Raw genomic sequence first — 24265 nt, forward strand, 5'->3', positions numbered from 1 at the left:
TAAGAGGACTGTAAGCATGACTGACTCTCTCAACCGCCGCGCCCTGCTGCGCGGTGCCGTCGCCAGCGCTTTTGGCGTTACCAGCCTGAGCGCTCTGGGACCCCGGGCACTGGCCGACCACCACGGACAATCTCATCAGCTCAAGGGCAATATTCGCCACTCGGTGGCACGGTGGACCTACGATTTCCTCTCCGTGGAGGAGCTCTGCCAGTTGGTCAAACGAATCGGCTTTTCGGCCATCGACCTGATCGGCCCCAAGGAGTGGCACATTCTCAAAGAGCATGGAGTGGACTCGTCCATGTGTAACGGCGCCGAGCTCAGCCTTGAGGAAGGGTTTGGTAATGCCGAGCACCACAGTGCCCTGATCGAAAGCTATCGTAAGCACATTGATCTGGTCAGCGACGCGGGTTACACCAACCTGATCTGTTTCAGCGGTAACGCTCGGGGCATGGACCCGGAAGATGGTCTGAAAGCCGCCGTCACAGGCTTGAAGAAAGTTCTGGCACAGGCCGAGAAGCGAGGCGTTGTGCTGCAGATGGAGTTGTTCAACAGTAAGGTGGACCATCCCGATTATCTGTGTGACAGCTCGGCCTGGGGTATTGAACTGTGTAAGCGGCTGGATTCACCAAACTTCAAACTGCTTTACGATATCTATCATATGCAGATCATGGAAGGCGACATCATCCGCACCATCCGCGACAGCCATCAATATTTCGGCCACTACCACACCGCCGGGGTACCGGGACGTCACGAGATTGACGACTCCCAGGAGCTGTACTATCCGGCAATCATGCGGGCCATTCAGGAGGTGGATTTCAAAGGGTATGTGGCCCAGGAATTTATTCCGGCGCGGGCGACGGATGAGGAGAAGGTTGAGTCGTTGAAAGCGGCGATCAAGATCTGCGACGTTTAAGATAGTGATCGATTTTCAGAAGACGTAGCGTGGAAAGGAAGCCAAGCGGTGGATGACGGGCTATCGCCCTTATCCACCCTACGGCTTTGGGTAAGCGGGAAGAGTGGTTACGGCGGATGCGGCCTTCGGCCTTATCCGCCCTACGCATACCACGGCAGCACGCCATAACCAAATCCACGACACCTCCATAATCATGCGTAGGGCGGGTAAGCGAAGCGCACCCGCCGTTACCTGCCCCTGAATCAGGTCGCCCAGGCCCGGTCGCCTTCCTCGTAAGGCATGCAGCCATCGTAACGGCCTGGGATGGCGATATAGCGCAGCACTTGGGTGGCCCCCACCTGGGAGGTAAAGAAACCAAACAGGGTCAGCTGCTTCATCATGGTGAAGTAGTGCGGCGGGGTGGTGCCGGCGGCGGCCACCGCTTTGGCTTCGGCATCCAGCGCGCGGATGAAATCGGTGCGCTGATCGCCGCTCAGGTTCACGAAGTCGCTGCCGTATTGCTCGTTGGCCGCGGCATTGAGCTGATCCATGCCGCTGTGGAAGATCGCCTGCTCGGCCTCGGTGTAGCAGTCCCGGACAAACACGGTCATGAACTGGCCCACTTCGGCGTCTTTGGCCCCCGGGGTGTCGGTGCGTGGCAGGATGGTTTCCGCCACCTCATCGAGCAGGAACACGTCCTGTTCGGTGAACGTCAGGGGAGCCGCTTTTGAAGCCTCATTTGCACAACCGGCGAGCGTGCCGGTCGCGCCAATCATGGCGGTGCCGGTGGCAGCGGTGATCAGTTTGAGGAGTTCACGTCGATTCATCACAGATTCCCCTTCTTCAGTTCATTCACCGCGTGGTCCACAGCACGGGCGGTCAGTGCCATATAGGTCAGGGACGGGTTTACGCAGGAGGCGGAGGTCATGCAGGCGCCGTCGGTGACGTAAACGTTGGGCGCGTCCCACACCTGGTTGTGGGCATTCAGCACCGAGGTTTTCGGGTCCCGGCCCATGCGGGCGGTGCCCATTTCATGGATCCCCATGCCCGGAGCGTAACCCCAATCGCTACCATGGACATTTTTAACCCCGGCGGCCTCAAGCATATCCACCGCGTCCTGAATCATGTCCTTACGCATCTGTTTCTCGTTGTCCCCGATCTCAACGTTCATGGACAATACCGGCAAGCCCCAGGCGTCCGTGACCGAGTGATCCAGCGCAATCCGGTTTTCGTGGTAAGGCAACATTTCACCGAAGGCGGTCATACCAATGGTCCAGCCGCCCGGCTCACTCAGCGCCTGTTTCAGATCGGCGCCCACATCAAATTCGGCCACTTCCCGATCCCAACGTTCGCGGCTCGCTGAGCCCTGATAGCCAAAACCGCGCACATAGTCACGCTGATCGCCACCCACGTTGCGGAAGCGCGGAATATAAAAACCGGCCGGTCGGCGACCGTAATAGTATTTATCCAGATAGCCGTCGACATCGCCACTGGCGCCGCAACGGAAATGGTGGTCCATGACGTTGTGACCCAGCTCACCGGAGCTGCTGCCCAGACCGCCGTCCCATACATCCCGGGCGGAGTTCATCAGAATCCAGGTGGAATTGAAGGTCGAGGCATTCAGGAACACCACATCGGCGGTGTACTCGTAGGTCTGGTTGTTTTCGGTGTCGATCACCTCCACACCCTTGGCCCGCTTCTTGTCCTTGTCGTAGATGATTTCTTTCACCAACGAGAAGGGCCGCAGGGTCAGGTTGCCGGTTTTCATGGCCGCCGGCAGGGTGGAAGACTGGGTGCTGAAGTAGGCACCGAAGGGACAGCCCAGCCAGCACTTGTTGCGATACTGACAGTTGACCCGGCCCTGCTCGGGCATGGGCTTGGTGATGTTCGCGGTGCGACTGTGAATCAGGTGACGCTGCCCGTCAAAACTCTTTCCGATTCGCTTGGCAATATCTTTCTCGACACAGTTCAGCTCTACCGGCGGTAGAAACTGTCCATCGGGAAGAACATCCAGACCTTCGCGAGTACCGGCAATGCCCGCGAATTTTTCGACATAGTCGTACCAGGGCGCTATATCGTCATAGCGGATCGGCCAATCAACGGCGATACCTTCTTTGGCGTTGGCTTCAAAGTCCATCCGGTTAAAGCGATAGCTCTGGCGGCCCCACAGCAGGGAACGGCCACCCACGTGATAACCCCGATACCAATCGAAGCGTTTTTCTTCGATGTAGGGGTTCTTCTGCTCATCCGCCCACATGCCGTATGTGGATTCATTGAGGGGATAGTCACGTTTGAGAACCGGAAACTTCTCTTTCATTTCCTGGGTGGGCTTGTCGCGATGGGGATAATCCCAGACTTCCTTGGTGGCGTTCTTGTAGTCCTTGACGTGTTCGATATTGCGACCGCGCTCCAGCAGGAGCACTTTCAGGCCTTTTTCGGTCAGCTCTTTGGCGGCCCAGCCGCCGCTGATGCCGGAACCGACCACAATTGCGTCATAGTGGTTATCAGACATAACTCGTCCTCTCTAGTTATTGTTCAGTTCGTCTTGCAAGCCGTCCATCGAAACCTCGACGGCTTTCATCGGTGGCATGTCATTGGGGTAGATTTCCTGCTCGACGACATACCAGACCGGAACGCCCTCTCCTTCCAACGCTTCAATAATCGCCTGCCAGTCCAATGAGTCCTGACCAATCAAAGGTTGATGGGTGTCACTGCTATCCGCCGCTTTCTGGTTGTGCTGAAAAATGACACCGAACTCACCAAACGGATTATCCGCCCCGGCCGCTGCCTGAGCCTGATCGCGTATATCCGCATAGCGGGTCATTTGCGCTTTGAAATGCACCGTTTCAATTCTGCTCCGGTAGCGTTCGATCACCTCGGCGGGGTCCTTACCTGCAAAGTAGGTCCACCCTACATCCAACTGCAGCAGCACATCATCGGCGGTGTTGTCCGCCAGGTAGTCCCAGAAGGTGGTGTCTTTATAGGAATCAAACTCTCGATGGTGATTGTGGTAACCGGTTTTCATACCGTAGGGTTTCAATTGCTCGGCGATCCGGTTCAGGTCAGCAATCAGATCGTCTATTCGCTTCGGGTCCCAGGCGCGGGCATCCATGGGTACAATCAGTCGATCCACGCCGAGTGTGCGGTACAGTTCTATGGTGTCCGCAAAATTGGCGTCGTTGAACTGATCAACGCCCACGTGCGCGCCGCTGACTTCCAGGCCAAGAGAATTCAGGTACGCTTTGAAAGCCTCTGGCTCGCCCGTGAATTCCCCCAGATTTCCGGCCAACTCAATGCCATCGAACCCCATATCCGCCAGATCTTCCAGGGTGCCTCTGATATCCTCTGAGACCTGATCTTTGACCGACCACAGCTGAACAGAAGTGCCAGCATGACGTTCTTCATCGGCGTTCGCTATCGAGGCCGAGACCGCCAGCGCCGCACCGACCAACGCCAGGACAATACGATTCATTACCTGCTGCCTTGATGACATAGGTTGTTCTCCAGTTCACGGGGGTTAGAGTTATGGGTTCGCTTTTAGACCGCCCAACATTGTCAGCCTTCCGATTTGACTGACTCCGGAGTGTCCCTTAAAGACAGCTCAATGACGCCACTACCGGTCCGCCGATGGTCAATATTGAAATTCTCTTTCAGTGCCAACAGCAATCCGTCAACGTCGCCCGCCTTGTACAATCCGGCTATGCGAACGTCCCGGATGCGTGAATCAACCACCTTGAACGTCGCCGGGGTATATCGGCTGAGTTCGTTGAGCGCTTCCCGAAGAGTTTCTCCACGAAACACCAGATTGCCATCGCGCCAGGAGAGGCGGTCATTGATCAACGTCGAGTCGACCTCTTCAACAGCCAGCGCCTGGCTGTCCCGTACGGTCAGCTTCTGACCGCGAACCAGGTCGCGGACCTGATCAGCCAGCTCTGATACGTCATCGCTGTGCGGCAGCGGTTTAACCCGAACCCGCCCCTCGGTGACAATCACATCAACACTTTCGTCTTCTTTGAGATAGACATTGAACGCCGTGCCCACCGCTTCCACGACATTGCTGCCTGCCCGCACGCGCAGCGGGCGCTGTTTGTCGTGAGCGACTTCAACATGCAGCTCCCCCCGGTTGAGCACCAGCAGGCGCTCCTGATCACTGTAGGTCACCGAAACCTGCGTATTGGTATTGAGTAACATTCTGGTGCCGTCCGGCAGGTTGACCGTTGAGTGAGCGCCAACCCCGGTTTCGTAAAGGGTGTCTGAGGTCTCGAGATTGCTCAGTGCCGGTCCCTCGGAGTTCGCCCCACTCCAGGGTGACATGGGCAACAGCAAATTGACGGCAAACACCACTGCCAGAATGGATGCGGCGACCGCCCATACCGTGCGTCCCACCGCCCGCGAGCGCTGCTGCTGAGCCACCGGGGGATCAAACAGCTCCGACAGGACCGACAGGCTGTCCATGCGGTCCCAGAGCTCCGCCATTTCCAGCAGGCAGTCACGATGACCGGGATTGACGTCGAGCCAGCGGCGCAAGGCGGCAGTCTCTTCTTCAGACAGACCGCGATCAAGACGCGCTACCCACAGGCTCGCATCCTCATACATCTGCTCTTCTGTCTGAAATTGATAAATATTACTCATCACTTTATCTCCTGGCTCTTGAACGAGCCCGGATTCCTGTTCACATTGGCCGAAGCCTGTTTCATGTATTTCCTGCACCGGCTCATGCCCGTGGCAATATGCTTCTCAACGGTGTTCTCGCTGATATTCAGGTTCTGGGCAATCTCTTTCTGGGAGTATCCGTACACCTTTTTCAACACAAAGGCTCGTCGACACTGCAGGGGCAGATGTCGAACCGCCTCACAAAACTGTTCAAACTCCTGTTTGGCCGATACCTGGCTGTATACCTGGTCAACATCATCGGTAGCCCAATCCAGGTTTACGCTGTCATCTTCCATACTGACGCCCACCCGCGTCTCGGCCCGCTTGAGATGATCAAGCGCCAGGTTGCGGGCCGTCCGGTACAGAAACGAGCGAGGGTGCCGGATCTGCTCGGTCTGCTTGACCGCGCAAATTCGGACATAGGTTTCCTGGACGATGTCCTCTATCTCCTTGGGAGGCACCAGCCGGGAAACAGCCCTTATCAGCCCTTTTCTGATCGAAAGGTATACGTTCTCCAAGCTCTCTTTATTTGTCATACTTATTTTCGCGTCTATGGTCGTATCACGCAATCCCCGCACAGCCGACGCCGGGGCTCGTTGTCTGTAGGACGACCGTGAAAGCAAAATCCGCCATCTGGCGCCTCCAGATTATCACCAAATCGGCTAGGGATCGGTCATCGGCGGTATGGTATCGGAGAAAAACACCCCGCGAATCCGGTCGGTATGGCCCCGGCGCTGGCGCCGGGAGGGCGGGAAGTCGCCGGTAGTCTCGCGCCAAGCTTCGAGCAGCCTGACGTGCTCCCGCAGTCGGTCCCGATAGGCAGGGTCACCGGCCAGGTTGTTCAGCTCCCAGGGATCCTGCTCGAGGTCGTAGAACTCGATCTCCGGGCGGGGTGACTGGAACAGTAGCGCCTGCTCCGGGCTGAGCTGCCCCTTCTGCTTGAGCTCGAACAGGGCCCTCCAGGAGGGGCTTTCCGAAACGTCCGCCGGGGAGCCGAACGGGAGGTGAATATAGGCGTTGTGGATCAGCTTGTACCGCCGAGTACGGACACTGCGCAGATGCTCGTCGGTGTCGTGCCAATTGCGCTCGCTGAAGGCCGCATCCCGGGTAAAGGGCTCCAGCCCCAGGATATGGGGCACCAGGGAGCTGCCGCCCATGTTCTCCAACGGATCCAGCCCCGCCAGTTGCAGCCAGGTCGGCGCCAGGTCCATGACGCTGATCACATCCGCCGTCCGCTTGCCTACGGGCACTTTGCCCGGCCAGTGGAAGATCAATGGGGTTTTGACCCCGGCATCGGTCAGGGCGCCTTTTTCCCGGGGGAAGGGGGCGCCATTGTCGCTCAGGAACACCGCCAGCGTCTCCTCGGCCAGGTTGCGCGCCGCGAGCGTGGCCATCATCCGCCCGATCACCCCGTCCATCCGGGCGATTTCATCGTAGTAACGCGCCAGGTCCCGGCGGGTTTCGGGGGTATCGGCCAGCCAGGGAGCCAGGGGCAGACGCGCCGGGTCGTGCGGCTCGGGGATGGTATTGTCCTGATAGGGACGGTGCGGATCGTCAAATCCGACCCACATGAAAAACGGCTTGCCCTGCGCCGCGTCGATGAACCCGTCGAGCTGATCCAGCCCCGGGTCATACCACTGGAACTGGGCATCCGCGTGAGGTCCATAGTGGGTTTTCTGCATATGCCCGGTGAAGTAGCCAGCCTGTTGCAATAATCCCGGAACAATCGGATCGCCCTCCGGCAGGGGCATGTGCAGGTCTTCGGCCCCGGTTTCGTGCGGGTAGCGCCCGGTGAGAATACTGATCCGGGAGGGGCTGCACTGGGGCGTGGTCAGAATGGCGTTATCGGCGGTCAACCCATCTCGCGCCAGACGGTCGATGTGCGGGGTTTTGATCTCAGGGTTGCCATAGCAGCCAAAGTGCCGGGCTCCGGCGTCGTCCGCCACCAGCACCAGGATATTGGGCGGGCGTTCAGCTCCCTGGGCACTCCCCAGGGGCAGTGTCAGACCAAGGGCCGTGAGGGCATTGCGGGTGAAGGCGCGACGAGTCATGGGCCATGTCATGGGGAAAGTCCTCGCGTTGGGCCGCGGCCACATTGGGCGCAGTGGTTATTATTGGCAATTCCGGGTCTGATAGTGCCCGGCTCTGTGGCAAGCATAGCCTGCCCCGTCACACACTGCAATCGATTGCAGCCCAGGAAAATCGGGACCCGACGGGTGCTATACTGAGGACGACATGAGCGTGGCCAAAAGGGGATGCCCTGGCGCCTGACTTATGATTGTCATATTTCTGCAATAAGGTAGGGCCTTCGTTTTATGGCGCAACAGGGTTACACCGTGTCCAACGCGTTTTTCAATCGCGAACTCAGTCTGCTTGAGTTCCACAAAAGAGTCCTCTATCAGGCCTACGATCATTCGCTGCCACTGCTGGAACGGCTCCGCTTTGTCTGCATTTTTGCCACCAATCTGGACGAATTCTTCGAGGTCCGGGTCGGTGGTCTGGTGGAAATGTTGGAGCTCAATGCCTCCAGCCCCGCCGGACCCGATGGCCTGAGTCAGGAACAGACCCTGACCGAGGTATCCGAGCGGGCTCACGCCCTGGTGGATGAGCAATATCGGATCGTCAATGATCAGCTCTTTCCCCTGCTGCGGGACAATCACATCCGAATCCTCCGTCGGGACGAGTGGAACGACGCGCAGATTGAGTACCTGCAGGACTATTTTGAAACCGACATCCTGCCGCTGCTCAGCCCCATCGGACTGGACCCGGCCCACCCCTTCCCGCGCATTCTGAATAAAAGCCTGAACTTTATCGTCAAGCTCGATGGCAAAGATGCCTTCGGGCGCAGCTCCGGCCGCGCCATCGTGCAGGTGCCCCGCTCCCTCAACCATATGATCGAGTTGCCGGAAGAAGTCGGCGGTGCAGGACGAACCTTCGTGTTCGTATCCTCCATTATTCACTATTTCATGTCGGAAATTTTTATCGGCATGACGGTGATCGACAGCTATCAGTTCCGCCTGACCCGCAACTCCGATATTTTTCTCGATGAAGAGGAAAGCGAAGACCTCCTGCGGGCGGTTCAGGGGGAGCTGGTGTATCGCCAGTACGGTGACGAAGTGCGTCTGGAAGTCGCGGACACCTGCCCCAAAGAGCTGGAAGACTTTCTGATGCAGCGCTGCGAAATCAAGCCGCGGGATGTCTATCGCATCAACGGCCCGGTCAACCTGAACCGATTGTCGGACCTGTTTGACCTGATCAAGGACAGCGCCTATTACTTCACTCCCTTTGTGCAGAACATGCCCCGATTGCCCAAGCGGGCGAACAGTTATTTTTCGGCGCTGAAAAAGCAGGACATCCTGCTTCATCACCCGTTCGACTCCTTCCATGCCGTGGTGGATTTTCTGCGCGAAGCCGCCACCGACCCGAACGTTCTGGCGATCAAGCAGACACTGTATCGCACCGGATCCAACTCGCCGGTGGTGGACGCCCTGGTGGCCGCCGCCAAAGCGGGCAAAGAAGTGACCGCCATTGTCGAGCTGCGGGCGCGCTTTGACGAGGAGCAGAACGTTGCCCTGGCTGAACGATTACAACGGTACGGTATTCATGTCATCTATGGCGTGGTCGGATTTAAAACCCACGCCAAGATGCTGCTGGTGGCCCGTCGGGAAGAGAACAAACTGCGCTACTACGTGCACTTGGGTACGGGCAACTACCACCCGAAAACCACCATGCTGTACACCGACTACGGTCTGATGACCAGTGACCGGGAAATCGGGGAAGACGTGTACCGGGTGTTTCTGCAACTGAGCAGCCTGGGCAAGGCATCCAAGATGGATTGCCTGCTGTACGCGCCCTTTACCCTTCACAAGGGGATGGTGCGACGGATTCGCACGGAAAAAGAGAATGCGGAAAAGGGCAAGCCGGCGCGTATCATTGCCAAGATGAACTCGCTGTATGAGGAGGAGCTCACCAACGAGCTCTACGCGGCCGCCCGGGCCGGTGTAAAAATCGACCTGATTGTGCGCGGCATCTGTCAGTTGCGCCCCGGTGTCGAAGGGTTGTCAGATAATATTCAGGTGCGCTCCATTGTCGGGCGTCTGCTCGAACACAGCCGGGTGTTCTATTTTGAAAATGACGGCAACCCGGAACTTTATTGTTCCAGCGCCGACTGGATGATCCGCAATATGTTTCACCGGGTGGAGACCTGTTTTCCGATCAAGCACAAGAAAATTCGCGATCGGATTATTGAGGATCTGGAGCTGTACCTGCAGGACAATACCCACGCCTGGATTCTGCAATCCAACGGTAGCTACCAGCACTTGCAGCCCAAGGGCGGAGAAGAGGCGGTTGATTCTCAGGCGATTCTGTTGGACCGCTGGGCGGCGCGGCAATTGACGTCGGTTTAGAGGGGTTGGTGGCTGAGGGCGGCGGGTGCGGCGGGTTCTTTTACGGCGGATGCGGCCTTCGGCCTTATCCGCCCTACGGGTGGCACGGCAGTCCGCGTAGGGCGGATAAGCCGAAGGCGCATCCGCCGTTACCCAACCATCACACCGCAACGATATCCAGCTGGTAACCGATATCTTTCACATACCCCGCCTCGGTTTCCAGGTCCGCCAGGGTCAGCGGATTACTCTCCACCCACTGCCCCGGAACACTCAAGGTCAAGATCTGCTTTTGCACGCTGAACTGTATGGGCGGGTTATCGGTTTTCTTCTGGGCCCGATTGAAAATCACCGCCAGCCGAAGCACCATGGCCAACAGCACCAGCTCGGTATTATCCATCGGAAATTTTTTCAGCGGGAAACGCTTGCGATGCGCGAGCGCCAACGCCGCCAATTGCGCCTGTTCGGCTTTTGAGCAACCCGCCAGGTCCACGTTATCGATAATGTAGGCACTGTGCTTATGATAATCGGTGTGGGAAATATCCAGCCCCACAGGGTACAGCCGCGCTGCCCAGCCCAGTAACTTACCCGCCTCAACATTGTCCATTCCCCAGGCCTCGGCCACCTGATCGAGCAACACCCGGGCGGTCTGCTCGACCTGGTCGGCTTTGGGGATATTGACATGGAAGCGCTTGGCCAGGGCGTCGACACTTTCCTGACGGATATCCCGGTTTTCCAGTCGGCCCTTGAGGTCGTACAACAAACCCTCGCGCAGTGCCCAATCGGCGGCGAGCATTTTTTCAATACCCAGGCTTTCGAAAATCGAAGTCAAAACAATCACCCCACCGAGAAATACCGATTCCCGGTCACTTGAAAGCCCTTTCAAGTTCAGGTCCAGCTTTCCGTGATCCTGATAGGCCTTGATGATTTTCTTCAGACCTTCAATAGTGATAGTGCCATCAGTCCAGCCATTCTGTTCGCAGACTTTGGCCGCCGCCTTGATGGTGCCGGAAGCCCCCAGCACCTCCTGCCAGCCCTGATCGATAAAACGGTCTAGTACCGGAGCAATTTCCTGCTGGCAGGCCAGGCGCGCTTTTTTGATCAGTTTGTCGGTAACCTTGCCGTCATAGAAAAAGCGTTTGGTAAGGGCCACACAGCCCATGCTCAGGCTTTCCTTGAGCTCCGGCAGCATGCCCTGGCCCAGAATCACCTCGGTGCTGCCGCCGCCAATATCCACCACCATCCGGCGCCCCTCTCCGGGGGCGATGCAGTGTGCCACGCCCAGATACACCAGGCGGGCCTCTTCCTCACCCGAAATGATTTCCACCGGATGCCCGAGTCGACTCTGGGCATCGCCCAGAAAGGCGCTAGAGTCCTCAATGCTGCGAAGGGTTTTTGTGCCGACGATCCGCACGCTGCGGGAGGGGTAATCCCGCAGCCGTTCTCCGAACCGGTCCAGACAGGCCATGGCCCGGTCACGGGCTTCATCGTCCAGGCGACCGTCTTCGGTCAGCCCCCAACCCAGACGTACAGGGTCACGCAGTTTATCGAGCAAGGTGAGCTGATCGTTTTCCCAACGAGCGACAATCATATGGAAGCTGTTGGATCCCAGATCGATGGCGGCGATGTGGCTGGCGCGGGCACCAAACAGGCGGGACAGATTGAACATCCAGTTACCCTATGCGTAGTGTTCCAATTCTTCACTGAGCGCGAGCCATTGTTCCTCGCACTCGTCGAGTTGTGCCTGGGTCTCTCCCTGAGATTTTAGCAGTTCCTGCAGACGCTGCTTGTTCTCGGCATCGTAGATCGCCGGATCGGCCAGCTCGGTTTCGATACCGGACAGCGACTGATTCAACTTATCCATCTGGCGTTCCACTTTTTTCAGCTTATCCGTCAGCGGCTTCAGTTGCGCGCGACGGGCGGCGGCCTCCTGCCGTTGGGCTTTTTTATCCTGTTGCGGGGGCGGCGCCGCTGCCCGATCCGCCGCATTGTCATCCTGGCGACGTTGCAACAACCAACGGTAATAGTCGTCCAGATCGCCATCGAATGCGGCGACCTGGCCATCGACCACCAGCAGAAATTCATCCACGGTGCTGCGCAACAGATGACGGTCATGCGACACCACCAATACCGCCCCTTCAAAATCCTGCAGTGCCAGCGTCAGCGCCTGGCGCATTTCCAGATCCAGGTGGTTGGTAGGTTCGTCCAGTAACAGCACGTTGGGCTTCTGCCAGACGATGATCGCCAGCGCCAAGCGCGCTTTTTCACCACCGGAAAAATGGGTAATGGGCTCGAAGGCCCGATCGCCGTGAAAATCGAAGCCCCCGAGGAAGTCCCGCACCTCCTGCTCTCGGGCCGTGGGGGTCATGCGCAGAATGTGTTGCGCGGCGGAGGCATCCAGATCCAGCGCGTCCAGCTGGTGCTGCGCGAAGTAGCCGAGTTGGAAATTGTCACCGGTGTGACACTCACCGCTCAGCAAGGGCAGCTCACCGGAGAGGGTTTTTATCAGACTGGACTTGCCGGCACCGTTGGGGCCGAGTAAACCGATCCGGGTTTCGGGCAGAATCCCCAAATTCACCTGACTCAGGATGCGTTTGTCGCCGTAACCGATATCGGCCTCACTGAGGTTGATCAGCGGGCTGGACATTTTCCCTGCGGGCGAAAACCGGAAGCTGAACGGTGAGTCGACATGGGCCGGGGCAATTTTCTCCATCCGCTCGATCGCCTTCAGGCGGCTCTGGGCCTGCCGGGCTTTATTGGCCTGGGCGCGAAAGCGGCGTACATAGGCTTCCATATGAGCAATCTGTTCCTGCTGCTTCTTGAACGCTGCGTCCTGCTGAGCGAGCTTCTCCGCCCGCTGATGTTCGTAGGCGGAATAGTTGCCCACGTACAGATTCAGTTTGGCGTTTTCCAGGGCCACAATGCGGTCTACCACGTTGTCCAGAAAGTCCCGGTCGTGGGAGATGATGATCAATGTCCCCGGATAACGCTGCAACCACTGCTCCAGCCACAGGGTTGCGTCCAGGTCCAGGTGGTTGGTGGGCTCGTCCAACAGCAGCAGATCCGAGGGACACATCAGGGCCTGGGCCAGGTTCAGGCGAATGCGCCAACCGCCGGAAAAGTCTGACACCGGGCGATCGCCATCCCCGGGCGCAAACCCCAGTCCGGAAAGCAATTGCTGGGCCCGGGCCGGCGCCGAGTAAGCCTGGATGTTCTCCATCTCGGCGTACAACCGAGCCAGTCGCTCGCCATCGTCATGGGCGGACTCGATGGCCGACTCAAGACGCCGCAGCTCGGTATCACCGTCGAGGACATAATCCTCCGCCCGCCGATCCAGCGTTTCCACTTCCTGGGCCATATGCGCGACGCGCCACTGGCGCGGGATATCCCATTGGCCGCTGTCGGTCTGCAGGCCGCCCAGAAGCAACTGAAAGAAGCTGGACTTGCCGCTACCGTTGGGGCCAATAAGGCCCGCCTTCTGACCGGGGAAAAGGGTGAGGTCGGCGTGATCGAGCAGAAACTGCCGGCCGCGCTGCAGGGAAACTTGCTGTAATTGGATCATGGCGCGTATTCTACACGTTCTGAATGGCCGGCTGGCCGTTGAGTGGCCCAACAGGACATTGGCAATGAACCTCGCCCGCCTCCAGACCCATTTGTGGGATTTCTCGCTCCAGCTCTATCAGCAGCCGGGTGTGGAGTCGTTGTGCCTGAGCCTGCAGGATGGATGGGGCGGCGATGTGAATATTCTACTCTGGCTGCGCTGGCTGGAACAGGAAGGCTTCCTCATCAACGACACCCGGCTGCGCCTTGCCCAGGCCTACATCGCCCCCTGGCGTACGGAGATCGTCGAGCCCTTACGGCGCATGCGCCAGCATATCAAGCGCCATTACGGCACGTCAGACCGGACCATCGAAGCCAGCCGTCAGGCGATCAAGGCCGCCGAACTGCAGGCCGAACAGGCCGTTCAGGCCCGACTGGAAAAACTCGCCCGCACCTGGCTCGGCAGCCAGCGCAAAGCGTCGGTGACACCGGGCGCCAACCTGACCGTCTATGCTCGAGCACTACATCTTCCCGACGACAAAGTCCGGGAGATGCTTGAGGTGCTGATCCGCGCCTGAGCCCAACACAAGCCCCAAACGCACAACGGGAGGCCTGAGCCTCCCGTTGTGCGTTTTTCCAGAGTCGTGTTTCGTTGGCCTTGCCCGGGCCTGCGGCCCGGATAGACTCAGCCCCTAGAATTTGTCATCACTGTCGAAAAAGTCGCGACCAAACAGGCTGCCCGATGCGGGACGATCCGGAACAGGCTCGGCCTTGGGCTTGCCGGTCGGCTCAATCAGCTCCGTGCTCTGGTGACCGGGAACCGGCTCATGGGGATGCTCCTGGGCCGGCTGTACCGGTGGTGCCTCCGGGTTGCGGTTCACCCCGGCGTTGCTCTCACTGGTCGCGCCCGCTGCGGGAGTGGTGCTTTCCGGTGCGGCCGGCTTCTGGGGCTCTGGTTTGGACGCTGCCTTTTTCGCAGGCGCCTTCTTCGCAGGGGACTTCTGGGCCGCGGGTGCCTTCTTGGCGGCCGGTTTCTTCGCCGCTGCTTTCTTGGCGGGAGCCTTCTTGGCCGCGGCTTTTTTCGGGGTCGCCGACTGGGTCGTGGATGCCTTGCTCGCGGCTTTTTTGGTGCTCACTTTTTTTGTGCTGGCTTTCTTACTGGCTGCTTTCTTGGCCGGCGCTTTTTTCGCCGGTGCCTTTTTGGCCGCAGCCTTCTTCTTGGTGCTCGCCTTCTTGGTGGTCACTTTCGCCGCAGTCTTTTTGGCGGCGGCTTTTTTGGTGCTTGCCTTCTTGGCGGTGGCCTTTTTGGCGGTGGTTTTCTTTGCACTGGCGCTGGCGGTTTTCTTGCGCGTACCGCGCTTGCTCGCCGCCTTCTTGTTCACTTTTTTCTCAACCGCGCGGGTCGCTTTGCGAACTTCACGCGCCAACTGATCCGCCTGTTTCTTTTCCGCCTTGGCCGAAGCCAGTGTCTGCTTCGCTACATCCAGAGTGGCTTGTGCGGTATCAACCACTTTCTGCTGGGCGACTACCGCATCGGACGCCTTGCGCAACCGCTGCTGAGCGGCGGCGGTTTTCGCCTTGACCTTGCCGGCGGCGGCCTTTTTGCTGCGCAGCGTTTTCAGCTTGCGCTTGGCCGTATCCAGAGCCTTTTTGGCCTGGGTGGCGGCCTTCTCAGCCTGGGTGAGTTTTTTGGCGCGCGCCTGGTCCAGCTGCGACTGGACTTTTTCGACCTGCTTTTCCAGATCGGACACGCTGACGGTAGCTTTTTTCTTGGCAGCCATAGTGAAATTCCTGTGCAGTTGGAAAGTGAGCGATTAACCGCGTAAACCTGTGCTGGTATTGTAGTATCGTCGAGCAAAAATGTGTATGGCAGCACGCCGAATTGGGCCAGATTGGCAAAAATTTTCGCCATTTAGTGCACTCGATGGAACCTACCGGCGAAAATGTGGACCAACGGGTTCTCATTGTGGCCAGTTAGCGCCGCAAAAAGGCGCCCATTGCCCCCCGGTTTGGGTTACCATGGAGCGCTCTTTGACACCGCTGGCTAAGCGGGCAGACTGACAAACCACTATAAAAGAAGGTGCAACGCATGAAACGCAATGTACGATTGATCGCGGGCCTGCTCGGTGCAACCGCTCTGATGGTTGGCTGCAATCAGGCCGAACCCGAGAACGAACCCGCCAAACTGGAAACTCTGGAAGAAAAGGTCAACTACGTTTTCGGCACCAATTTGGCCGAAAACCTGGCTCAGGGCGGCGTGACCATTGAGCCCGATGCTTTTGCCCAGGCCCTGCGCGACAAGCGTGACGGCGTAGAGCCGCGCCTGAGCGAGGAAGAGATGCGCGAAGTGATGCAGACCTTCCAGGAGCAGGAAATGGCCCGCCGCGAAGCCGAGCAGGAAGCGGCCGCGGAAACCAACAAGCAGGAAGCCGAAGCTTTCTTCGCGGAAAACGCCAACGCTGAGGGCGTGAGTCAGACCGATAGCGGCCTGCAGTATAAAGTGCTCGAAGAGGGTGACGGCGCCAAGCCCGGAGCCGACGACACCGTGACCGTTCACTACCGCGGTCGCCTGCTCGATGGTACCGAGTTTGACAGCTCCTACGAGCGCGACCAGCCGGCCACCTTCGCACTGAACAGTGTGATTGCCGGCTGGACCGAAGCGCTGCAGCTGATGTCGGAAGGTTCCAAGTACGAGCTGTACATCCCCTCCGATCTGGCCTACGGCCCCGGCGGCAATGGTCCCATTCCGCCCAATGCCGCATTGATCTTTGAAGTTGAGCTGCTCGAAATTGACGACCAGGCCGACGCTGATAGCGAAGGCGCTGAATAACCACTGATTCAGTCCCCGTCTTAAAAAAGCCGCCTCAAAAGGGCGGCTTTTTTAATGCCCGGTAGAAACTGGTATCGATCAGTACGTCAGATCGTGCACAAAGCCATCGGAACTGAGCGCTCGATAAACGTCCGGGTTGTCGGTAAAGGCGAGATCCATCACCGCCACGGCGGTCGGATGAAAGGCTTTCCTCTTGGGCAACTGCCAACTGTACACCACCGCCCGGCGCTGCAAATCCCACAGATCGACGCGACCCGACGGCTGCCCGGTCAAGAGCCAATCGCCATCGTCACTGAAGCGCGCCACGGTCACCTGGGTGCCGCGCTTGACACGCTCCTCGGGCAGCGGCAATTCCCAGATCAGATCGCCTTCCGCACTCCACAACCTGGGGCGTTCATAGCGGGCCGCCGAGAGCAATTTCCTGCCGTCCGGACTCATCGCCACGCACTGTACGGGGGAATCATGTTGCTGGGAGACAATTGGGTCGCCGGTCTCAAGATTCCACAGGGTAGAGGTTCCTTCATCGGAGCCAGTCAGGGCGCGGGTGCCATCAGCACTCAGAGACACCGCCGATACCCGGTCACTGTGGTGCAGGTTGCGGATGATTCCACCACGGCGGACGTTGTACACCGAAGCGCGATGATCGGCCAACCCCAACAGCGCGTGTTCTCCCTCAGGTCCGAGGTCGCTCGCCAGAATCTCCGACGGGCTACTCCAGTACTGTTCGGCCCGGCCAATCTGACGATTCCAGAGTACCAGCGTGCGCTCATCGGTCGTGAGGGCGAAGTTGCCCTCTGGCGAGAAGCTTGCCGAGGTGATCAGGGTGAGACTGTCGGCCTTGTGATTCCAGTCATAGCGACGCTCATCCGTGTCGAGGGCCCAGAGGCTGCCGCCCTGATAGCCGGAACCGACCACCGCCCAGGCTCCGTTGCGGGACAGGGCGCCCGATTGAACACTGCGGGAGGCCACTTCGAGACTGGCCACCGGCTCCGCCGGCCGATCGCACCCGGCGAGTGTCAGCCCGAGGAGCGAGCACAGGCCCAAGCGGGAGAAATGACGAACCACGGACGCAGCGTTACGCATAGGCGGGTCTCGCTCGTTTTAGTGATCGGGGATCAGGCCACCAGATCTTTATGTGCAGTATGTAACACGGCAATCATGCGATCTTCAGCGGTAAACCGCGTTTCCAGGGTTTCCCCCAGTGTCGACAGATCCCGATCCAAGGCTTCCAGGTCATCGGTCTCCAGATACTTGTCGTTGAAGTCCAGCACTTCCTGGGTGGTCAGATCCACCACCTTGAACAATTGGCTGGCCTCTTTCAGCGCGTCCTCGTCGTCGAATTCACGCCCTTCCTTGATCAGTTGGTCATACACTTCAAAGTGCCCGGCCGACACGTAATCCACCATGATTTCGCACAGGTGGCGCAGTTTATGACCTCGCAACTCTTCGTCGGCCTCACCGGCCTTCATCGCACTGAGGTCGCAAAACTGAACCAGCATTTTGCGCCGCTCTTCCAGCCAGCGATCAATGATTGTACTCACGCCGCCCCAGCGCTCTTTTGCATCTTTACAGTTGTCTAACATAACCCGTCCTTAACCGAGAGAAACATCGACGCCCGATTCAGCGCCGACGCAGGGCCTGCCACAGATGTGCAAGCCCCAGTAGTATAAATCCAATGAGCGTCCAGCCGGGAATGCTGATCCCGAACAGTGACCAGGCCACCTCGGCGCAATTGCCGTCACCGGTGAGCATGACCCGAAGTGCATCCAGCAGCGGGAAGGTATCCAGAATATAATCCACCCCCGGACCACAGGCGGGCACTTCGCTGGCCGGCAGGCTCTGCAGCCACAGCTGGCGACTGGACACGGCACCACCAGCGACCGCCGACAGCACCCCCAGCCCCGCGTAAATACCCCGTCCGATACGTCCCGGGTGGTGTAAAAACGCCAGAAGCGCCCAGACGCCCACCAGAATGACGAAAATTCGCTGACTGACACACAGGGGACAGGGCTCCAACCCCATGGCGTGCTCCATATACAGTGCAACGGCCATCATGGCCACCACCGCGAGCACGATGAGCAGGTTGGTCATACGAATGGTCAATGGCATAATCAGGTCTCGTGGGGCCATCACAAGGCGCTATCACTGCGCCGCCTTTAGGCTACAATGGTACGCAATAACGCCCTGAGCGCGCCACCATTTAGCGCACAGATTCCCGAAATGAATCACCGGTAGGTTTTTCGATGTCGATCTTCAAATATGCGTCTAACCGACCGTCGACAGGCTTTTTTCTGTCCTTGGCGCTCAGCGTCGGTCTGCTGTTGAGCTGGTCAGCCAGCGCCCAGGAGGATGAACTGGAAGACGGCCAGCTTTATGTACCGCTGAGTGAGCCACTGGTGGTCAACTACGGCGGACCGGGGCGGCTCAAGTATTTACGGGCCGAAGTCTCGCTACGTCTCGATAAATCCCGGGACGCCAGTGTGATCCGCCATCACATGCCACTGATACGACACCACCTGGTGATGCTGTTCAGTCGCCAGGGGGAGGAAGAGATCAATACCCAGAGCGGGCGCGAGCAACTTCGCCAGACCGCGCTGGCGGAAACCAATGCACTGCTCGCGCAGGAGGAAGGCCGGGAAGACGTGGTCCGGGATCTGCTGTTCAGAAACTTTGTTGTACAGCGCTGAGGCCCGTGCTCAGCGCTAAGCTTCCGGAACCGGTGTTGCGCAGCCGCAGTCCTGATACTGGCGGTAATAGTCCGCCAGATAGTCTTCAAAGCTGAGTTGATCCGCCGCTTCGACGGCCGCCTGGTCGCTCAGTGACTGTTCAGCCATTTGCGCGTAGGCAGCCTGCTGCTCCGGCTTCAGCGGACGCTGAAGGAACGCGTCCCGGTGCTTCTCGGCCAATCCCATGGCGTGACGGAAAAACGTCAGTTTGTCCCGCCGCATATCCTCAAGCACTCGCGCAGAGGGCGTCAGGGACGGATCCTCCACCTTGCGACGCTGTTGCCCCACTGCTGCCCGGAAGTGCCCGTCACCGGCGCTCTGGTCCAGCAGCCCCGCACAGTCACCCATCTCCTGCAACAACGTCTCGGCCCACTCGGCCATTGCAACCTCACCCTCTCCACGACACAAGGTCAGACCGGGTTCCCGACCACGGTAAACAATCCGCGCCTGATTTTCCTGAATGTTGCGGTACTCCTGGTCGTCGGCTTTCGGGCTCGGCGACAGCAGGCAGTGCAGAAGGAAAGCATCCAGAAAATGTATCTGCTCGGCACTGATACCCAAGGGCTCATAGGGGTTCAGATCAACGCAGCGCACCTCAACGTACTCTACGCCGCGCAGCCGAAGCGCCTGTAGCGCCGTCTCGCCACGCCGTGTGGTGCGCTTGGGACGCACGCTGCTGTAAAACTCGTTCTCGATCTGCAGCAGACTGGTGTTGAGCTGTTGGTACTCGCCGTCTGTCCCCTTCACGCCAACGGCCTGATAGGCCGGGTGAGGCTGGGTGATGGCTTTGCACAGCGTCTGAAGGTACGGGGGTAGATCGTTGTAGCAGACAATCATCTGTTGCTGGGCATCGCTTTGGTAACCCAGATCCCCCATGCGCAACGAGGTGGCGTAAGGGGCGTGCAGGGTATGCTCATCGCCCTCAAACGGCACCAGTTTGTGCGGCCGATTGCGCACAAATGAACGACAGACCGCAGGGGCGGCGCCGAACAGATAGATCAACAGCCAGGAGTAGCGCCGGAAGTTGCGAATCAGATCGAAGTAACGCCGGGTTTTGAAATCCTGCAGGGAGCCGGCATCTCCCTCTTCGCCTTGCAGGGTTCGCCAGAAGTCGTCCGGCAGCGAGAAATTGTAATGAACGCCGGCAATGGTCTGCATGACCCGCCCGTAGCGGTGGGCCAGCCCCAGGCGGTACACGGTTTTCATCTTGCCGCTGTTGGAGCTGCCATAGAGTGCCACCGGCACCCCGTCCTCGCCCTTGAGCGCACAGGGCATGCTGGCCGGCCAGAGCAGTTCCCGGTCCAGCACGCTGTAGGTGTAACGGTGAATATCATCCAGTTGCTTGAGCAGTGCATCGACCCGGGTGAACGGCTCGGTAATGAATTCCAGCAGCGCTTCGCTGTAATCGGTGGTGATATGCGGGTGGGTCAGCGCCGAGCCCAGCCCCTTGGGGTGAACCGCCTGGGACAGTTCGCCCTCGGGCGTCACCCGCAGGCTCTCTTTTTCCACGCCCCGGCGAATACCGCCCAGCGTCTGATTGGCGGTTGACGCGAAGTGCGTCAGAAGATGGCGGAAACGCTCGGATTGGGACAAGGTTGGCTCCTTTACAGCACGAACCGGCCGGTATTGAAAACGCGTTAGTCTTGCGCCTCTTGGGCGGACTCGGATGGCTCGGGCGAAGATTCCGGCGCCAGCTCGGCACTGTCTGCCCGGACCGGCTTCACTCGGGCCCGCGGCGGGGGCATGTCATCCACCGCCAGCACCGGAAGACCACGCTCATCGGGCTGACAGGGCAGAATATGAATCCGCTGCTCAAAATCCTTGGCGCTCACTTCCACCTTCAAATTGATGGCCTCGTCCTTGTGGGGTGTTTTGTACAGGGCGCCGCGGTCCCGACCGTCCAGCCAATCTTTCTGTTTACCCAGAAAATACCCATGCTGATTGCGCAAAATGTACAGCTCTGTCATTGATCACCTTGCAGTCGTCACTCAACGTCACAGGACGGAGGGGCGTGCGGAATCTGACCTCCGCCGAAACGGGAATTGTTCAGTGTTAGGGCCCCGAGTGCAAGGGGTTTTTGCCAAACCGTCGGTCTGGCTGCCGCCACCTCCGGTCCGTCATACCTCAAATGGGTGATGCCCCTCTACCCCACCTGTACTAGACTGCCGGGAGGAGTTTAGCGACAGCTTCGCGCCGGAGCCGCTGTTCCGCTCCATCGGCAGCGACAGGGACCCGTCCGGACCAGGATTCGGTACCGACCTCTCATAATCATATTGGAGCCAGATCATGCTTGTATTCATTCGAACCTTACTGTTGAGCTTCGCCCTGATAACGCTGGCCGCTTGCGGCGGCGGCAGCAGCGGCGGTGACACCCCACCCACCAACGACGACGGCGGCGGCGATACCAATGACGACGATGGTGGTGACACCAACGACGATAGCGATGGCGACGACGGCAACGATGATGACGGCGGGGACGACGAGCCCACCGCCGGCAGCCGTACCGGCACCTTTATCGACAGCGCGGTCGCGGGTGTAACCTTCACCAACGCGCCCAGCGGCGTCACCGGCACCACCGATGCCCAGGGCCGCTTTACCTTTGAGCCGGGCGATACCGTGACCTTCTCCATTGGTGATCTGAGCTTCCCCCCAACCACCGCACGCGGCGTCATCACCCCCCTGACCATCGCCGGCACCGATGACCCCACCGATGTGGTGGCGACCAATATCGCCCGCCTGCTGCAGACCCTCGATTTTGACGGCGACGCCAGCAACGGCATCGACATCGCCAGCCAGGCCGCCGACTTTGCCACGGCGGTGGACTTCTCAGCCGGGGACTTCGATGATCTGGTGGCCGATCTGGTTGCCAACTCCGGCAGCGACAACACCGCACTGGTGACCGCCGAGGACGCGCAGGCTCACTTGCAGACCTCAATCGACGATGTGCGCGACCAGGCCGTAGGTAGCTGGTATTACGTGGATACCTCGGCGGCGGATGTGGAAGAACAGTTTGTTATCGTGCTGACCCTGTTCGCCGATGGTCGCTTCGCCATATTTAATGACGAAGACTGGCCCGAAATGGATGGTTTCGAAGTGGGTGACCTCGACTGGAACATCAACAATGGCCAGATCACCCTGTCGAACGTGCGCGACTACAACGGCGAGATTGGTTTGGCCGGCAGCACCTGCGCCTCGGAGGAGGACAGCCTGTTCACTTTCGACCTGGTCACGGGCGACAACCCTGGCGACGACAAGCTCTTGATCGGCGCCGATACCGGCGTAGGCGAAGGTTGCGATGAAGAAGGTGACGGCGCCGAAGTCATTGAGTTCTCCCGCCTGTACAGCGAGACCGACGGACGAGTGGGCACCTGGAGCATTGAAACCGAGACGGAATTCGTTCTTATCCACCTGTTTGAAAGCGGCCTGTACGCCATGCTTCAGGAGTCGCCAATGGATGATGCCGGACAGACAGGCATAGAGCGCGGCCAATACACCATCGACAGCGACAACGGCGCCGCCACGTTCACCCAGGCGACAGACACCAATGGCGAATGGGGCCTTTCACACCCCTGCCCCGGCACGGCTCCTGGAGTACGGGATTGTTTGGATGGTGGCGGCGATACGATTACTACCATCAATTTCAATGCCGAGACCAACCAGCTGGTGCTGATTGAAAGCCTGGAAACAGAGAACAATGGCGGCGAAGAGCAACCTATCCTTTTTGACAGAGTCGGGCCGACCGGCGTGGAGGCGGGTTCAGGAAGCTCGGGCACCTGAGGCGGTAGCGGCGATGAAGCCACTGAGGCAACCACTGGTCATGGCAATTGACCATGAACCAGTAGGCTGACACGCTAGTCTCAGGAGCATGAAGCTTCCAACCTGAAGAGACCAGAACTTCCGCTCGGAAGCTCTGGTCCTCAGCCACCGCCCCCTCTCATTAGCCGTCTGCTCCTTAAAGCAATGGCCGGTAGGGTAAGACGACATTTTCCCACTCAAAATGAAAACGTTTCTATTTTTTTGACTCAGCCACTTGCCAATCACCTAAAAACGGGTCCATAATCTGCCTTATTCAGTGTCTTTACGACCATAAGCCGGAATGGCAACGTTTTCATAAACGTTTTATGAATAGTCTCATCCCGGCCGGGGCGTCAAAGCACACAGCGCTAACGGAGCGAAACCGTGTCGATCAAACAAGTGGCCAAATTGGCCGGGGTATCCATCTCCACGGTATCCCGGTGCCTGAACAGCCCGGACCAGGTCAAACCCAAGACCCTGGCCGCCGTTCAGTCGGCTATTGAGGAAACCGGCTACGCCCCCAATGCCCTGGCCCGCAACTTTCGTCGAGGCAAAACCGGGCTGATTCTGGTGGTGCTTCAATCCGTGGGCCTGCCCTTCTGGGAAGGCGTGATGCGCGGCATCAATGGCGTCGCCCGGGAAACCGGCTATTCGATCCTGATCCGGGAAACCGCCAGCAGCCAGCCCGAGCTGGACGACTACTGCAAGATGGTCATGTCCAAGGAGGCCGATGGCATCATCGTGCTCGCCAGCCCCTCGCCCATTTCCGGCACCAGCCAGTACTCCACCCAGGCACGGCGCACCCCGATCGTGCTCGGCTGCGAAAACGTCACCGACGAAATGGCCCATATCCCCAGCGTACGGGTCGACAACCGTCGCGCCTCAAGCGAGGCCACCCAGTATCTGCTCCAGCTCGGTCACCAGCGCATCGGCTTTATCGCCGGCTCGCGCGGTTCACTGCTGACCCGGGACCGGGAGCGGGGCTACTTCGATGCCATGAAGGCCAGCCCCCAGGGCGAACACCGGGAGTGGGTGGTCAACGGTGACCAGACCATCGACGGTGCTCGACGGGCCACCCGCAAGTTGCTCAGCCTGCCGGAGGCACCCACCGCCATTTTCTGCGCCAACGACGAAATGGCCATGGCGGCAATCTATGAAATCAAACGCCGGGGGCTGCGCGTCCCCGAAGACATTTCGGTGGTGGGCTTCGATGACACCCGCTACGCGGCCATCATGGATCCGCCCCTGACCACCGTGGTGCAGCCCACGGAAGAGATCGGCGAGCGCACCATGCGCCGTCTGATCAGCGCCATTGAGGGCCACGATATTGGCGAGGCACCGGAAATCGTGGAGCACCGGCTGATCGTGCGGGATTCCACCGCGCCACCGCGCTCCGATACCTCCGGCCAGGCGCAGAATCAGTCGGCGGAACGGATGGCCTGAATCG

General features: G+C 59.1%; 21 protein-coding genes. 7 read left to right on the top strand and 14 right to left on the bottom strand.

Going from position 1 to position 24265, the window contains the following annotated elements:
* Window positions 1-16: 16 nt before the first annotated feature.
* A complete protein-coding gene (locus tag EDC38_RS14810; RefSeq protein ID WP_123639332.1) occupies window positions 17-913 on the top strand; it encodes a hydroxypyruvate isomerase family protein in 897 nt (298 codons plus the stop codon).
* Window positions 914-1155: 242 nt separating this feature from the next.
* Here the strand turns inward: EDC38_RS14810 and EDC38_RS14815 are convergent, their stop codons facing one another.
* The 6 genes from EDC38_RS14815 to EDC38_RS14840 form a co-directional block, all read right to left on the bottom strand.
* The gene (locus EDC38_RS14815) at window positions 1156-1719 is read right to left on the bottom strand and encodes a gluconate 2-dehydrogenase subunit 3 family protein (protein WP_123639333.1); all 564 of its coding nucleotides are present in this window, start codon (window positions 1717-1719) and stop codon (window positions 1156-1158) included.
* The gene (locus tag EDC38_RS14820) at window positions 1719-3404 is read right to left on the bottom strand and encodes a GMC oxidoreductase (RefSeq protein WP_123639334.1); all 1686 of its coding nucleotides are present in this window, start codon (window positions 3402-3404) and stop codon (window positions 1719-1721) included. Before EDC38_RS14820 ends, EDC38_RS14815 begins: the two co-directional genes overlap by 1 nt.
* A gap of 12 nt (window positions 3405-3416) precedes the next feature.
* Window positions 3417-4364, bottom strand: coding sequence for a sugar phosphate isomerase/epimerase family protein (locus EDC38_RS14825; RefSeq protein WP_123639484.1), 948 nt, complete (start codon window positions 4362-4364; stop codon window positions 3417-3419).
* An 83-nt stretch (window positions 4365-4447) separates the two neighbouring features.
* Window positions 4448-5524 carry a FecR domain-containing protein gene (locus EDC38_RS14830; RefSeq protein WP_123639335.1) on the bottom strand — a complete coding sequence of 359 codons (1077 nt, stop codon included), beginning with the start codon at window positions 5522-5524 and terminating at the stop codon, window positions 4448-4450.
* Window positions 5524-6081 carry an RNA polymerase sigma factor gene (locus EDC38_RS14835; protein ID WP_123639336.1) on the bottom strand — a complete coding sequence of 186 codons (558 nt, stop codon included), beginning with the start codon at window positions 6079-6081 and terminating at the stop codon, window positions 5524-5526. Before EDC38_RS14835 ends, EDC38_RS14830 begins: the two co-directional genes overlap by 1 nt.
* 126 nt (window positions 6082-6207) lie before the next feature.
* Window positions 6208-7608: a sulfatase family protein gene (locus tag EDC38_RS14840; RefSeq protein WP_170162955.1), complete on the bottom strand. Its 1401-nt coding sequence runs from the start codon at window positions 7606-7608 to the stop codon at window positions 6208-6210.
* Window positions 7609-7860: 252 nt separating this feature from the next.
* On the opposite strand from EDC38_RS14840, the gene ppk1 reads away from it, so the two are divergent.
* A complete protein-coding gene (ppk1, locus tag EDC38_RS14845; RefSeq protein WP_170162956.1) occupies window positions 7861-9951 on the top strand; it encodes a polyphosphate kinase 1 in 2091 nt (696 codons plus the stop codon).
* Between the two features lie 139 nt (window positions 9952-10090).
* Here ppk1 and EDC38_RS14850 read toward each other — a convergent pair whose 3' ends face one another.
* On the bottom strand, window positions 10091-11596 hold the full coding sequence (locus EDC38_RS14850; RefSeq protein ID WP_123639338.1) for a Ppx/GppA phosphatase family protein: 1506 nt from the start codon (window positions 11594-11596) through the stop codon (window positions 10091-10093).
* A gap of 9 nt (window positions 11597-11605) precedes the next feature.
* Window positions 11606-13489 carry an ATP-binding cassette domain-containing protein gene (locus tag EDC38_RS14855; RefSeq protein WP_123639339.1) on the bottom strand — a complete coding sequence of 628 codons (1884 nt, stop codon included), beginning with the start codon at window positions 13487-13489 and terminating at the stop codon, window positions 11606-11608.
* Window positions 13490-13553: 64 nt separating this feature from the next.
* Here EDC38_RS14855 and EDC38_RS14860 point away from each other — a divergent pair, with 64 nt between their 5' ends.
* Window positions 13554-14045, top strand: a complete 492-nt coding sequence (locus EDC38_RS14860) for a TIGR02444 family protein (protein WP_170162957.1) — start codon at window positions 13554-13556, stop codon at window positions 14043-14045.
* A 114-nt stretch (window positions 14046-14159) separates the two neighbouring features.
* Here the strand turns inward: EDC38_RS14860 and EDC38_RS14865 are convergent, their stop codons facing one another.
* Window positions 14160-15248 (bottom strand): histone H1-like repetitive region-containing protein, encoded by a 1089-nt coding sequence (locus EDC38_RS14865; protein ID WP_123639341.1) that lies wholly within the window; start codon window positions 15246-15248, stop codon window positions 14160-14162.
* Between the two features lie 308 nt (window positions 15249-15556).
* Here EDC38_RS14865 and bamJ point away from each other — a divergent pair, with 308 nt between their 5' ends.
* Complete coding sequence (gene bamJ, locus EDC38_RS14870; protein ID WP_123639342.1) at window positions 15557-16297, top strand: BamJ family beta-barrel-assembly machinery protein; 741 nt, start codon at window positions 15557-15559, stop codon at window positions 16295-16297.
* A gap of 78 nt (window positions 16298-16375) precedes the next feature.
* On the opposite strand, the gene EDC38_RS14875 is transcribed toward bamJ, so the two are convergent.
* Genes EDC38_RS14875 through EDC38_RS14885 form a run of 3 tightly spaced genes read right to left on the bottom strand, consistent with a single transcriptional unit; the run spans window position 16376 to window position 18406 of the window.
* A complete protein-coding gene (locus EDC38_RS14875; RefSeq protein ID WP_123639343.1) occupies window positions 16376-17380 on the bottom strand; it encodes a WD40 repeat domain-containing protein in 1005 nt (334 codons plus the stop codon).
* 32 nt (window positions 17381-17412) lie between these two features.
* Window positions 17413-17880 carry a sigma D regulator gene (gene rsd / locus EDC38_RS14880; protein ID WP_123639344.1) on the bottom strand — a complete coding sequence of 156 codons (468 nt, stop codon included), beginning with the start codon at window positions 17878-17880 and terminating at the stop codon, window positions 17413-17415.
* Between the two features lie 37 nt (window positions 17881-17917).
* Entirely contained in the window at window positions 17918-18406 is a 489-nt protein-coding gene (locus EDC38_RS14885; RefSeq protein WP_123639345.1) for a disulfide bond formation protein B, read from the bottom strand.
* A gap of 134 nt (window positions 18407-18540) precedes the next feature.
* On the opposite strand from EDC38_RS14885, the gene EDC38_RS14890 reads away from it, so the two are divergent.
* Window positions 18541-18984, top strand: a complete 444-nt coding sequence (locus tag EDC38_RS14890) for a flagellar basal body-associated FliL family protein (RefSeq protein ID WP_246004460.1) — start codon at window positions 18541-18543, stop codon at window positions 18982-18984.
* A gap of 15 nt (window positions 18985-18999) precedes the next feature.
* Here the strand turns inward: EDC38_RS14890 and gshA are convergent, their stop codons facing one another.
* The gene (gshA, locus tag EDC38_RS14895; RefSeq protein WP_123639346.1) at window positions 19000-20616 is read right to left on the bottom strand and encodes a glutamate--cysteine ligase; all 1617 of its coding nucleotides are present in this window, start codon (window positions 20614-20616) and stop codon (window positions 19000-19002) included.
* 44 nt (window positions 20617-20660) lie between these two features.
* Entirely contained in the window at window positions 20661-20990 is a 330-nt protein-coding gene (locus EDC38_RS14900; protein WP_123639347.1) for a hypothetical protein, read from the bottom strand.
* 319 nt (window positions 20991-21309) lie between these two features.
* On the opposite strand from EDC38_RS14900, the gene EDC38_RS14905 reads away from it, so the two are divergent.
* Together EDC38_RS14905 and EDC38_RS14910 are read left to right on the top strand one after the other, a co-directional pair.
* Window positions 21310-22800: a hypothetical protein gene (locus tag EDC38_RS14905; protein WP_123639348.1), complete on the top strand. Its 1491-nt coding sequence runs from the start codon at window positions 21310-21312 to the stop codon at window positions 22798-22800.
* Window positions 22801-23202: 402 nt separating this feature from the next.
* Complete coding sequence (locus EDC38_RS14910; RefSeq protein WP_123639349.1) at window positions 23203-24261, top strand: LacI family DNA-binding transcriptional regulator; 1059 nt, start codon at window positions 23203-23205, stop codon at window positions 24259-24261.
* Window positions 24262-24265: the final 4 nt, after the last annotated feature.

It is taken from the genome of Marinimicrobium koreense, assembly GCF_003762925.1.
Lineage (GTDB): Bacteria > Pseudomonadota > Gammaproteobacteria > Pseudomonadales > Cellvibrionaceae > Marinimicrobium > Marinimicrobium koreense.